General features: G+C 42.0%; 9 protein-coding genes. All 9 read right to left on the bottom strand.

All coding sequences use genetic code 11. The features are described 5' to 3' along the window. Window positions 1-15: 15 nt before the first annotated feature. The 9 genes from AACM02_RS12450 to AACM02_RS12410 all read right to left on the bottom strand — a co-directional run bounded on the left by AACM02_RS12450 (window position 16) and on the right by AACM02_RS12410 (window position 13,334). On the bottom strand, window positions 16-1,395 hold the full coding sequence (locus AACM02_RS12450; RefSeq protein WP_339117146.1) for a hypothetical protein: 1,380 nt from the start codon (window positions 1,393-1,395) through the stop codon (window positions 16-18). A 29-nt stretch (window positions 1,396-1,424) separates the two neighbouring features. Then, window positions 1,425-2,786, bottom strand: coding sequence for a neutral/alkaline non-lysosomal ceramidase N-terminal domain-containing protein (locus tag AACM02_RS12445; protein WP_339117145.1), 1,362 nt, complete (start codon window positions 2,784-2,786; stop codon window positions 1,425-1,427). Between the two features lie 10 nt (window positions 2,787-2,796). Further along, on the bottom strand, window positions 2,797-4,161 hold the full coding sequence (locus tag AACM02_RS12440; protein ID WP_339117144.1) for a DegT/DnrJ/EryC1/StrS family aminotransferase: 1,365 nt from the start codon (window positions 4,159-4,161) through the stop codon (window positions 2,797-2,799). A gap of 5 nt (window positions 4,162-4,166) precedes the next feature. Further along, window positions 4,167-6,239 carry an alpha-galactosidase gene (locus AACM02_RS12435; protein ID WP_339117143.1) on the bottom strand — a complete coding sequence of 691 codons (2,073 nt, stop codon included), beginning with the start codon at window positions 6,237-6,239 and terminating at the stop codon, window positions 4,167-4,169. Between the two features lie 11 nt (window positions 6,240-6,250). Continuing rightward, the gene (locus AACM02_RS12430; RefSeq protein WP_339117461.1) at window positions 6,251-6,520 is read right to left on the bottom strand and encodes a glycoside hydrolase domain-containing protein; all 270 of its coding nucleotides are present in this window, start codon (window positions 6,518-6,520) and stop codon (window positions 6,251-6,253) included. 319 nt (window positions 6,521-6,839) lie between these two features. Continuing rightward, the gene (locus AACM02_RS12425; RefSeq protein WP_339117142.1) at window positions 6,840-9,431 is read right to left on the bottom strand and encodes a DUF4861 family protein; all 2,592 of its coding nucleotides are present in this window, start codon (window positions 9,429-9,431) and stop codon (window positions 6,840-6,842) included. Continuing rightward, window positions 9,428-10,345, bottom strand: a complete 918-nt coding sequence (locus AACM02_RS12420; RefSeq protein WP_339117460.1) for a sulfatase-like hydrolase/transferase — start codon at window positions 10,343-10,345, stop codon at window positions 9,428-9,430. The genes AACM02_RS12425 and AACM02_RS12420 overlap by 4 nt, the downstream gene beginning before the upstream one ends. A gap of 377 nt (window positions 10,346-10,722) precedes the next feature. Continuing rightward, entirely contained in the window at window positions 10,723-11,721 is a 999-nt protein-coding gene (locus AACM02_RS12415) for a hypothetical protein (protein WP_332456115.1), read from the bottom strand. A gap of 239 nt (window positions 11,722-11,960) precedes the next feature. Further along, window positions 11,961-13,334, bottom strand: a complete 1,374-nt coding sequence (locus tag AACM02_RS12410) for a DegT/DnrJ/EryC1/StrS aminotransferase family protein (RefSeq protein ID WP_286850660.1) — start codon at window positions 13,332-13,334, stop codon at window positions 11,961-11,963. Window positions 13,335-13,459: the final 125 nt, after the last annotated feature.

Raw genomic sequence — 13,459 nt, 5'->3', positions numbered from 1 at the left:
GTTAGTAACAGTCTTTTATCGTTTTATATCGATTCTTACCAGGTCTTCAATGACTTTTCCGTTGTTTTCGAATCTGGCCAGTGTGTAAATGTCGTTTTGGCTCCCCATTGCGATTGAGTTGACATAAGTAGGGAAAGAACCATCTTCATAAAAGACCGGTCCCAGGTCTTTGTATTTCTTTTCGGGAATATTGTATGTTACCACATGCAGGTGTTCCAGGCCCTTAGCTGCACCCATGTTAATTTTATCAAGACCGGCAACTCTAACGCCATCCTTGTAGATAGGAGCTCCGGTAAGATAATAGATAACGCCGTCTTTAATTTTGAATCCAAGATAACCATAGCTGAACTGGTCGGACATTCCACTTTTTCTGGACGGTTCCGAAGTAATTCTATCCACAATCTCCACTTTCTTGTTAAGGGGATCAAAGGTGAAAAGATAACCGGAGTTGCCATGCACGCCGTATGCTTTATTTTCCGGTTCGTACCAGTATATTTTTCTCCAGTTATATCCCATACTGCCGGCATCACTGGCATCAAATTTCCCAAAATAATCGAGTCTCAAATCCACTCCATCCATTTTTTTCAGTTGAGGATCGGAAGGATGGTAATAATAGATGTCTCCTTCGGCAACAGAATAATAGACATTGCCATCCCTTGGATCTACGAACATAGAGCGGCAGAGCACCCTGTAGTCTTTCCCGATTACACCGTTTTCTCCCTGTTCACTAACAAGGCCTAAATTGTTCATCTTGTTGGTATTGAGGTCGTAGTCGATAAAATATCCTTTAGGCCAGGTAATACCATAAAGGTGTCCCCTCTCTTTGTCCATGGTCATGGTGAGAATCCCCTCTCCGTCGGGGGCAAGTCCGAGACTTACCAGTTTTTTGGTGCTCATGTCATAATAGAGAAAATGACCACCCGGGTAAAGCTTGTAGCCTTCCGGTGCATTTTTCGGCAAATGTTCCGCACCGTCAATCATTTCGTAGTAACCTACATGAGTTGAGAAGTACAGTTTATTGTCATGTTCGTAAAATTCGGTATGACTTTTTCCCTGCGCAATGTAGTTTTGTTCTTTCTCTCCCAATGCTTCAGATAGGTCGGCTATAAACTCTGTTTTATCTAGCTGAGGATCATATGAATACATCTGACCGCCCACATCGTGACGAGTAGAGGAGAGGATATAGTAAATCTTTCCGTCGCTTGCTTCCGTAATTGCATTATAGGTATCGTGTGCATCCTCAAAACCTGAAAAATACCGTTTGGCAATCATTGTATCGGTTTGATTCCCAGAGGAAATTTCACTTAGATTTGCTTGCTTGTTTTGTTGAACGCATTGAGTAAAAAACAACGCTAGTAATAGTATAGCACTGTAAAACAAAAAATTTTTCTTCATGATGTTAATCTTTTCAAATGATAATGATTTTATTTTGTTGTAATATTTTTTAATTCGCTAATAATCTTTGATTCTACTGATTTACTCCATTTGGAAGGTAAACCATAAACCCGTTGTGAGGTGTCACCCTCATATCCTCCCTCTTCGAGGATCACTTCGGAAGGTATATAACCCATAACATCGTTGGCATATGACATCACAAAAATCTGCTCCCCGTAAGTCTGTTTCAATTTCACGCTGTATGCAATCACAGATTCTCCTCCGAGAATAAACAGTTTCTGTTGGCCAATTTGCCAGTATCCAACAGGAAACGGGTAAGATTTAATCAAATGGCCCTTAGTTTTCAGTTCACTGATGATGCCATTAGCCCATCTGGCCTGATAATCACTACCTTTGGCTATAACTTGTAGTTCTTCTGTTGGAAGAGGGTCATCGATCAAAAGATCTATTTCGGAATACCTTGTGATCAGATTGCTCTCCTGCTGAGGCATCTCTTCAGAAAGAACCCGTTCGACAGTGGCAGCAAGTTGCTTGCCATACTGAATTGCCAGAGGAACGGTTCTTCGGGGAAGAGGATTCTGGTCAGCACCGGCGCCCTGAAAGAACATGGCTGTTACACCCGGATAGCGTTTCTCCAGTTCCAGCTGGGCAAACCCGGCATAATCTCCGGAGAACATATTGATGGACAATGTTGTAGGGTGGCAGGCATAACCAAAAACTACAGCCAGTAATTGTTTGTCCGGTGATTCGATCTTAATGACCGGCACAGCATAATCGTTGGGGCCTTTCAGTTCAGTGGTAGGTGTAATGCTGTTTTCCCTGTTGTTACGCCTGTTCACCTGAAAGCGTGTAATACCGTTTTGCGTATAAATGTGCGCCGGTTGTAGATTTTTTATCGCCTGGTCAACCAACTCAACCAGCTTCTCTTTCAGTTGTTCTGTATACTTGTCCACAACCTTCCAATCCTGCTCAGTCATTGGATAGATATACTGCAATGCGCGAGAGATGACAGGTCCGGAGTGTGTATGGGAACTGCTCAGAATTATCTGCGAATTGTTCAGGTTGTATTTACGGTTTATCAGATTTCTCACCTCATCCGAGAAATCCTTTGAAACACCCAGTATGTCCATCGTAATAAGCAAGGAACGATTGCCTCGTGCATCTTCCAGCAGGAGAGCCTTAGCCCATAAGTCATGCAATTTCCCTTCCGACGGGGAAGTGCGACTGGAATAACCGGCCATCCATGTGGGTTCGTTTGGGGTAATCACGGTTCGTCCCGTGCCGATTTTCCAGGTATATTTTTCCTCGTTATCATTCACAGCTTGCAACTGTAATATAAAAAACGACAGGAAAAATAGTTGTAATCCAATCCGTATAATTATTTTCTTCATCAACTAGTGGTTATTTTGTTTTAGCTACTATAAGCTCTGCATGTTTTTGAATTTTCTCTATTGCTCCCGCAATTTTATCTAAGTCTGATTTTGAACTGAGAAGTAGACTCTGGGAAATCCATACCGCTTCTTCATTACAAAGCTTCTCATTCAAAGGACATTTATTTGCTTGCGCATATTTTTCATAATTCAACCGTTCTGTTGGATAAAATTTCTGAAAATATTTGCTCTCAAAAGCGTTTTTCAAATAAGGCATTTTGTTCAACTCACTATACCCGGCAGAACAAGGTATGCCTTCAGCCTGCAATGCTTTCAGGAATTCAGCTCTCGATAATCCCTTGAAATATTCCTTGTGATATCTGAAGGGAAAAAGGTGGTATGCAGCTTTTGTTACATTTTTATATAACTTATAAGGGGATATACCGGGTATATCACCGATGAGTGATTGGAGGTAGGTGGCATTTTTGTTTCTCAATTCAGTCTCAGCTTCAAGCCGTTTCAGCTGTGCCAACCCAATTGCTGCCTGATACTCCGTGATACGAAGCTTGGTGCCGATCATCACAGTGCCGGCTCCAATTTGTCCTGCCGTGGTTCCGTGTGGATTGCCATAATTGTGATAGGAATAACAGCGATCCATAAACGCATCATCATCACTGATGATTGCGCCTCCTTCCCCCATTGCCATATTTTTGGAATTTTGGAAACTGAAACAACCTGCTTTTCCGAATGTTCCCACCTTCTTCCCGTTAATTTCGGCCAACCATGCCTGACATGCATCCTCCACGACCAACAGGTTGTGTTTTGCAGCAATTTTCATGATTCTTTCCATATCACACGGGAGGCCGAGAATATGAACCGGAAGAATTGCCCGGGTGTGAGGTGTTATCTTCTCTTCAATCTTATCGGGATCCATCTGGAATGTTTCAGGATCTACATCCACGAATACAGGTATTGCGCCATTAAACAGAATACTGGATACAGAAGCAATAAAGGTATAGGGCGTAACCAACACTTCATCGCCCCAACCAATCTCCAACTGGGCAAGAGAAGTGTTCAATGCATTGGTTCCATTGACAACTGCCAGGCTGCGTTTAGCACCCAGCAACTGTGCCCATTTTTTTTCAAACTCGTCTGTAACCTTACTCCTCGACCAAACGCCGCTGCGCATGACCTCGAGAAGTTGCTTCTCATCGGTCGCAGGATTCCATATTGGCCATTTGGGCCATTGGCCTGTAAATGATTTCTCACCACCCAGAATGGCAGGTTTTATGTCAATTTTATTAAAAGCCCAGGCTTTTTGGTTACCAAAACCATTTAGTGTCATCAGGGAAGCGCTACCTATCACACTTTTTTTGAAAAATTTCCGTCTGTTCATATTATTTATTGAATGATTTTGTATTTGTACAATGAGTAACTGTTCGCCGCTGCTAATTTAAAGATAATCTGGCTATTTTCATCCGTTATTGTCTGGAAATCTTCGCCTTTGCCTAATATTTTTTTTATTTTGACGGCTGTACCGGGTTTCAGCCATGTCTCAATTGCGGCAGTATACTCTTCATTGTTTTCTCTGAAGATTAAGAAATAGCCGTATCCGTTATTAATGCTTTGGAAACCAGTCCATGACCTGCCAGAGGGTATATCTCCAATGGGGAGGATATAACCGTTATGTAAATCAGACTGAATCTCCCGGTATATTTTGATTACTGGGCTCAGCCCGAATGCTTCTTCAGGTAGGTTTTGTGCTTCCATCCATGCTAAAGGCTGTGCCATCATTGTGATTGCAAAAAGATATTCAAAATCATAATGTTCCGGCGCAAAAGGATCATTATATTTCTCTCTGTTTCTCCATTTATTGAGAAACTCAATCTGAAGATTCCTGGTTGGAACATATTTGGAAAGGCTCCATAGGTTACGCAATGACCAATAAGGGTAATAGTTTCCAAAGTCGGTATATCTGTTCTCCAGAAAGATATTTCCGTATTTATTCTTAAAGTGAAAACCAAACCGTTTGTCTGCAGTCACGTCCAGGTTGAAAACTACATCGTAGCTCAAGGCTTTAGCGACGGTAGAGAGCAAACTGTCTACTCTCTCTTCCGAGATTTTGTTGTGAATCCTTAATCCGTCAATTTTAAATGTCCTGATGCCATATTGTTGATTAAGATAGATCAATGCCTCCGCATCGCGTTTCCAGTCGATATAGTTATTTGTATAACTGGGGTTAAACCAGATGCAGACCTCAATACCCAGCACCTTTCCTTTTTTAACCACATATTTTAATCCGTTGGGGAAATTTGTAGGATCGGGCTTCCAGTAATCTGATCTTTCCCAGATATTGTCGAACGAACCATTCTGCGTTGTTGCAGGACTTTTGCCTGTTTGCCAACCGTCATCTATCTGAAAATGGGTCACCCCAAGCTGATGACAAAGTTCCAGTTCTCTGAGTATATATGCTTCATTGATACGTTTTCCCACACCTCTATCACCCCAGGTATTCATCATGATCATCTCGTCTCTATCCGGAATCACCTTTCTGATTCGTGACTGATACTTTTTGAGTCCCAAGAGGGCATTGTATTCGCTTTTTGAGAAGAGACCCAAAACTGTAGAGTAACTACTGGTCCATTTGTCAGCGCTAATATCATCCTCATCGATACCCGAACTTATTATGCGTACATTACCGTATGATGCCAAAAAATCGGCATTGGTATACTTCAACTGCGCCAGTGAAGAGGGTGACTCTTTTAACAAAAAAAACCCCTCTTCTTTTTCATTGTTAAGGGCAAACAGAAGGTTTCCCTTATAGAGCCTCGGGTGGTATGCCTGATGCTCTTCAACTGTCACCAAGCTGTTGAGATGATCGGTCATTTCATACTGGCTAACGATTTTATACTGCCAATGCTTACCCCCAAGATGGATGCTCTCCAGCACGGGCATTTTGGATGAGGCTTTTCCTGTGGCCACAAACCGCACATCGGTTAACTGATCAGCAAAAAATTGCTTGTCGTACCATCTGCTGTTTTGAGATTTACCTTTGAAGTAGAAATCATTTCCCACAACAGGTGTTTCGGGATAGAGGCGAATTATCTGCTTAATGAAAAGTTGATCGATCTGGAAAATGATCTCCGTTTCCAGATAGGATTCCTGAGACATAGTTTCGGGGACGACATAACTTTTCAAAGAAATCAGTGAGGCAGGGTTGTTGTAACCAGGTAGGGTTAAATCGGGAGTAGTTGTCTGTGATTCCCACGAGAAACCACTCATCTCGTTATGAAGCGAACGTGTAATCAGATTGCCGTTGTTCAACTCATAGACACGTCTGATGCAGGTATTACCAACAACCAGTGAATCACCATTCTGCAGTACGTAGCAATCACGATAATTGAGAGGGGTGGCTGATATAAGATGAACTGCTGACCAGATTATGAGAGACAAGAGGTGTTTTCTGCTATTCATAGGGAAAAATATTATTTTGACAGAAATTCAAGTATCTGCTTTCTGATCTTTCTGAAATGGGTTACGCTGTTGTCGTATTGATCAAAATCAATAACAAGGTTATTGGCAAATTCTCTTGCCTTTGTTGAATCTTTCTCTTCCACCATCTTCAATAATTGGTAATCATCAATGCCATCTCTCATCGCTTCAAATCGTATCGAAGTATAGAGCTTCCTGTAACCTGGATAGATGATGCAGTTGTCTCCAGCGGGTAATCTTCCCCTATCTCGTGAAGCATCTATGTTAAGCTGATCTTTCCAATTTTTTTTAATTTATATAATACCAGATGCAAATAAAAGGATTTTAAGAAAAAGCCAAACATAGATTTCCGAAGACCTTCCCTCAAATACCGCAGAATGGTCAAAATAATCCCAAGAATTTTCATGATGAACCAATCCATCTAGCTGACAGCTATGTATTTTCTTCCATTTTTTTGGTAGTAGAGACCATTAAAAAAAATGAACACTCAAACAAAGAGTGTCCCATCGTATAAATGATAAATAATCAGTGAGATACCGAATGAAAACAAACGTGAATGTGATATAAAATACCTATTTCCTACTAATTTGTTGATTTTTCCAAAAGCTTGAACCAGTCGTTTGGAGATACAGAAATAGGAAAACGCTCACCTTTCAGCCACATGCCTTTGATTTGATAAGTCAGTGGCTCATTCTTCTGGTACTGTAAGACAACCCTGTGTTCATCCTTATCGTTTTCCACTCTCATATATTTTTTCTGGTCAAATAAAATACCCAAACCTATCCATCCAATTTCAGGCTCTTGTATTCCCCAATTGGCCATATACCCTTTTTCATTGTCACAATAAAAGGCTTCTTCCTTTAGCCGGGTAAGTCCGATACCCAGTTCAATTTTGTCATCCATACGACCGCCTTCTATAAAGATATACACATCCGAATTATTCTTGCCGGCATTGATTGAAGGCTGAATTCTGACGGTGTAGGGATTGTTCGCAGGCCCCACATTCTCGGTCACAAATTCCAGCCTTATCAGGTTGTTTGATTCCTCAATCAGTTTTGAGGTGAAAACCGGATCACCGGGCTGTTTTTCATTCCTTAAGGGAAAAGCTTTCCCATTGACATAGAGCGTTAATCCACCTATTCCACTTGTCTTTCCGACATGAAGAATATCCATCCCCCACTTATTAATATCCTTGTGGTAGTTTTTCCCTTCTCTAATCCTGGGATATATGAGGGTATCGATTCTTTTGCCGAATAGATCAAAATGACCATCATAGAAACGGAAAGCAACTTTCTCCGATTCCCATCCCCAGTTGGGTGGAAGCCACTGGTTATCCCAGGCAACGCGTTGTTTCTCTTCCTTTGCCCGCAAACCGTTGACCCATGTTTCGTACTCCACAGCAGGATCCTCTGTATTGAAGGTGCGATTAACTTCCTTCGTCATTTTCCGGGTATCTCCGGCACTTCTTGCACTGTTGAACCGCTTCCAGAATGAATCACTTCCCATGCTACCTTGTTTGAGTTGACCTATCAGCCTATCCTGTACCAGCATAAGGTAGTACAACACTGATTCATCACTCACAATCATACGTTCGGCCAACTCATCGTTAAAACCATTTCCCTTGAGCCTGTTCTGGAGAAATACCCAAACAGCATCCGTTTCATTTCCGCCACCCCTCTTGCGCAAAGCCTCAAATAGTGCCTGTATCAGATAATACTTGTTTTCAGGTTCATTTTCCAAGACAGGAACATGCACTTTGTTAAAGTCGGTGAAGTTCCAACCAATAACACTGATATCACTGATATGCAAGTCGAAAGAATCATCCACTACCCCATCACCATCAAGATCAATCTCGAGTCGTTCTGCAATACCGTCCAGGTCTCTGTCTTTCCAGTGATAATACATATCCGTCTTCAGGTCACCGTTAAAGTCAACGTTGATCCAGGTTTTACTGCTTCCCCTGATATGTATCTTTTTGTCAGAAGGATTGAAGTAAAAGCTATTCTGGCCGACTGGATCGGTAACAAGTTCGTATCGTTTGTTGTAAGGTCCGCAATCAGGTCCCCCTACCTGAGGCATATAATAACCGGGTTCTTTATATCCGGCAGAAATGATTCCCTCCCATCTCTCTATCTTGTCTCCCGGTCTGTCCCAGGCGGTATTGAGGTCAATCTCATCCCATGTCATCAAGACACGTGTCCACTCAATCGCTTGCAGACTCTCCCTGGCAGTGGATCGTTTCACGACCGAGCCGGTGGGGAAGCCTCTCACCTGGAAGGTCTCGGTCTGGTCATCTGCCAGACGGAAGGAGAAATCGCTGTTCCTCTCCTTGGTGATACTCCAACCGGGAGCACATGCAGTAATCCCCACGTCATAATTGCGCAGCTCTCCTTCCCGGGGATTGACATTGAAGCTCCATCTCAGGAAACGCATGATGTCACCTTCACCTTCGATGCGTACCACCTCTTCGGTAATTCCATCCTGGTCATCATCATAGAAAAGAAAAGGATTCTCCCAAAAAGGAGTCCAGATTTTCTTTTCGGGATCAAAATACATGGATATCAGGCTCTCGTTTCCTCCGAAATGGGTATGATCCTGGCAGGGAATCTGGTAATAGTAATAGTCAACATCATATCCGAGCAGGTTATCATCACCATCATCAATAAACCACCAGACACGCAAACCGTTTCTTCGGTCCACGAAATACATCCCCATCTGATCCAGATCACCATCACTATCGGTATCCTCATATCCTATAACAGCATCTACTAATCCATCCGCATGCCAGTCGGCGACCCATAAATCACCAAATTTGTCGGGCTCTTTGCCGAACTCCAGATTATTATTCTCATCGATCACCCTCACCAGAATAGGTCTGTTGCGATCGTTGTGTCTTGCGTCGGTATCGATAAACCACACCTCTTCGGGCTTACCGTCGTTGTCTGCATCTACGTAATGGCGTTTGCCGGGAGTATCGTTTTTTATCTTCTCCACCATAACCGGGTCAAGTATTGTAGCTTCGCCGAAGACAATCTCAAAAGCCTTTTGCTTTTCCAACTGGAAACTATCTTGCGCATAAAGCGACGTGATAAAAAACAACGCTAGAAATAAAGCAACAATCTTGACAAGACGATGAAATAAGTTTTTCAAAGTATATTTTGTTCTTATAATCATAAAGAATTCTTTTTTACCAATTCCCGCATTCGGTTCAAAATTAATTCATTTGCTTCTATCAAGTGTTCAGCCGATCCTGCATTGTGCCATTCCATAATCCGGTCCTGATGATAGAAAGGCTCAGGTGTCAGATTCTGGTTTTCGAGAGAAGCAACTACATTGGCAATTGCAAAATTTTTATCAGATGCCAAAGTCAATTTTGCAAGGAGAATGCTGTATTCTTTAATCTGTTGATTAATTTTTTTTATAAAACGTGGATGATAAAAACCACCTGAACTATATTCCTCTTTAATTTCTCTAATGATAATTCCTTTTCCGCTTTCGGTCTTTAGCGGTTGCATACCCAATAACCACAATATGGTTGGAGCAAGGTCGGTATGTTCAAAATAGGGTAATTCTCTATTTCTGGCGATTCCTTTTCCAACAAATAGTAAGGGTGTTATCCAACTATTCTCATCCAGCATAGGGTGCCATCCGTTGTCACTCTGTCCGTGATCGGATGTGACAATTAAAATAGTATTCGCCCATTTGCCGGATTCCTTTAAAAAAGAAACGAAATCACCTAGGAGTTTATCTGCACTTTCTATCGCATCCATGTAAGGAGATCCTGGAGCCCAGATGTTGTTGCTGTATGATTTATCTGCGCTATGCAAGGCTACCGATTCACCGTTGGTGCCGGGTGATTGAAGATGAATCCGCATAAAACGGATATCCTGATTATCTAGCAACATGATTGCGTTATTTACCACATCTTTGTCAGATAAATTTGAATCCATAATGCTTGTGTTGAACCCCCGGGCCACAGATCGATAGGCTGAGGTGTTCACGACAAAAGCAGAGGTGTGTTTTGTGGATACAACCTCCTGTACCATCTTGTTTTCGGATGAGATAAACAGAGATCCCTGGTGTAGCATGGGATTAGGAAAAGAACAGCTGTTGTATTTGCTGTAATCACCCACAGTAGGGTGATGGGGGATAATCATATAGGATTTCTCCACATAAACACCTTCATTTCTCAATTGATTTAAAACAGGCATCCTTAATTTCTCAGGTGCCTTCCAATGGAGCCCATCAATCGTAAAAAGGATGATGCGTATACCCTCGGATGCAGTAAGGGAAGTTGCGATTGATACAGTAATCAAAAATATAAATAATCGTAATATCACCATAGAGGTATTCAACCATTTAATAAATTCAAGTTTGTCCTCAAAAAGTAAATTTTTATTAAAATAAAAAATAGATGTTTGTAAAGCCGGTCTGGAACAAATGCATTTTTTTCCTTTGTATTACATTACCAATCGGAAGGAAGTTCCAGAGACCAGACATCATTGCTTAACGGCGGGATCATTCCTCCGGCTATCCATATTTTATTTTGAAATACAAAAACAGCATGTTCGTGTCTTTCCTTCCATTTTGATCCTTCCGTTTTTAACTCTTTCCAGTCTTTACCATTTTTTGAATACCAAACATCATCCCAATTCTTATAAGGGTTTCCCGACCAACCTCCTATCATCCACATATACCCTCCGTATACTACTGAAGAAAACCATATTCGTTCGTGCCATTGTGCATTTTCAGTCTCTTTTTGCCAATGAACACCATCCGAACTGCTCCAAACGTCATTATAACCCCAATATTCCGGGTCATAGTTTCCTCCACCCATTACATAAATCCGATCATTTAATACGACAGCTTGATGAAAAGCTCTGGGTGACCATTCCGCATTTTTTGTTGCAAGTGTCCAATTTTTTCCATCATCCGAGCACCAAACATCATTCAAAAGACTATTTTTGTTACCATAATAATAGTCTGTAGTTCCTCCTAATATCCACAACTTGTTTTGAAAAGAAACTATTGCTGCGGCACATCGCGGAGTCCATTCTGCATTTTGGGTAACCAAATTCCAATCTTTACCATCTTGAGAAGACCAAACCATATGGCTGGCCGATCGGTTTTCTAAGCGGCCATTGTACCAGCCTCCCATCATCCACATTTTACCTTTAAAAGATATGCTCATAGGTAAATCACTGTGTATCCATGGAGCATTTCTAAATACAAGCTCCCAGTTCTTGCCGTCTTTCGATCGCCATACATCTCGGGGAGGAGCTTCGTATGAGTTATGCCACCCACCCAATATCCACATATATCCGTTATGTACAACTTCTCCCTGTGAATCTCTCGGTGACCACGCTGCCGTTTCCTGCTCTAATGTCCATTTAAAAGTGTCCTGTGCGTTCACAATAAATGAGTGTAATAGAGAAAAGGAAAAAAGGATAATGCAAAATCTCATACCTCGTTTCTGTAATGTATTTGTGGTTGACAGAATAATTACTGCTTCAGCCATGTGTTTTCGGCGAAGATATACTCCGGCGCATGCCAGGTTTTCAATACGGAAAAATCATTCAAACGTATCCCCAAAATTTTGGTAGAATCTAACCGTCGATATATTTCCATTCAAACCGGGCATGCGACTATCTTGTATAGCCGGAGCAGACAACCTGTGTGCAAAATATTACGCAGTTCTTGTATTTATTTGAGTTTCGCAACGTTGTTATGGATTTTATCTACAGCGTTGATAATGTCGTCCATATCGGATTTCGTTCCGAGCATGAGTCCGCCATTCCAAATCCAAAGTGCTGAACCGTAAGTTTTAATCAAGGAAGGACAGTGATTTTTTTGCTTATATTTTTCAAAATCCAATTCGTCTGCAGTGTAAACCTTTTGGTAAATTTCGGATTTGAATACCTCACGCATCATCGGCTGACCGTAAAGAGGATCGTTCGGATAACCGGTCCCTACCGGAACACCTTCGGCACTGAGCGCTTCGATAAACCGTTGACGCGGCAGTCCGTCAAGTTTGTCCTGGTTGTAAACCATGGAGTAAATGTAATAGGAAGCCGCTGTTGCACCCTTGTGCAATTTGACCGGTGTGATACCGGGATAGGCAGCAAGTTTCTCATTCAGGTAAGCTCCGTTTTCGTTCCTGATTTTGTGTTGCTCTTCGAGTTTTTCCAACTGACACAATCCAATTACAGCCTGGTACTCAGCCATACGAATTTTGTTTGCCAGGATGAGCGCCGAAATAGAACTTATTTGCCCGGATACAGACCCTGATGCGTAGCCGAAATTATGGTACGAATACAGCCGGTCAAAATATTCGGTGTCGTCAGTCAGGATTCCTCCTCCTTCGCCTATAGGAAGGTTTTTCGATGCCTGAAAGCTGAAGCAACCGGCATTACCGAATGTTCCGACTCTTTTACCTCCGATTTCTGCCAAGTGAGCCTGACAAGCATCTTCCACAACGAACAGATTATGTTCCTTGGCAATCTTCATAATTTCTGGCATATCAGATGGATATCCGCAAATATGAACTGGTAAAATACCCTTGGTCCGAGGAGTAATTTTTTTCCTTATCTGTTTGGGATCAATCTGGAATGTCTCCGGATCAATGTCTGCAAAAACCGGCATGGCCCCTTTATAGAGGATGCCGAAAATTGAAGCGCTGAAGGTATAAGGGGAACAGATTACTTCGTCGCCAGGACCAATATTCGATTGCATCCATGCTGCACTCAAAGCGTTAGTACCATTAACCGTAGTGAGACAATGTTTCGACCCGTGCATTTCTGCCCACTTTTTTTCAAATTCAGCAACCTTGCGGCTCCGAGACCAAACCCGGTTACCCATCACTTCGTTCATTTTAGGATTGAATTTTTCAGCATCCCATTGCGGCCAGGTCTGCCATTTCTTATTCCCCCGGACAGGGGTTCCACCGAGAAGGGCAAGCTTATCCGAAGTGTCCCGGGAATTTCCAAAAACGGGCGTAATGCCCGATACTGCTACCCCTGTTGTGGCGGCAGCTAATGTACCTATAAAGCGACGACGACTGATTTCATTACTTTTCATGTTGATTACTTTTTATTAATTAAACTTGTTATTTTTTAAGTGTGATTAGTCCTAAAAACCGCTTTAGGCTTATAAGACAAAAAAGTTGATTATCCGGGAGAAAGGCTGATCTTGCTAGCGGATTT

It is taken from the genome of Petrimonas sp., assembly GCF_963921705.1.
GTDB classification, from domain to species: Bacteria; Bacteroidota; Bacteroidia; order Bacteroidales; family Dysgonomonadaceae; genus Petrimonas; species Petrimonas sulfuriphila.
Note: the sequence above shows the minus strand (reverse complement) of the source record. Positions and strands in the feature narration are given on the sequence as shown.

Bases quoted from the DNA above. Each gene is read 5' to 3' on its own strand.
- AACM02_RS12415 (WP_332456115.1), bottom strand. From the start codon at position 11,721: ATGAGATTTTGCATTATCCTTTTTTCCTTTTCTCTATTACACTCATTT.
- AACM02_RS12410 (WP_286850660.1), bottom strand. From the start codon at position 13,334: ATGAAAAGTAATGAAATCAGTCGTCGTCGCTTTATAGGTACATTAGCT.
- AACM02_RS12445 (WP_339117145.1), bottom strand. From the start codon at position 2,786: ATGAAGAAAATAATTATACGGATTGGATTACAACTATTTTTCCTGTCG.
- AACM02_RS12425 (WP_339117142.1), bottom strand. From the start codon at position 9,431: ATGATTATAAGAACAAAATATACTTTGAAAAACTTATTTCATCGTCTT.
- AACM02_RS12435 (WP_339117143.1), bottom strand. From the start codon at position 6,239: ATGAATAGCAGAAAACACCTCTTGTCTCTCATAATCTGGTCAGCAGTT.
- AACM02_RS12440 (WP_339117144.1), bottom strand. From the start codon at position 4,161: ATGAACAGACGGAAATTTTTCAAAAAAAGTGTGATAGGTAGCGCTTCC.
- AACM02_RS12420 (WP_339117460.1), bottom strand. From the start codon at position 10,345: ATGCTACACCAGGGATCTCTGTTTATCTCATCCGAAAACAAGATGGTA.
- AACM02_RS12450 (WP_339117146.1), bottom strand. From the start codon at position 1,395: ATGAAGAAAAATTTTTTGTTTTACAGTGCTATACTATTACTAGCGTTG.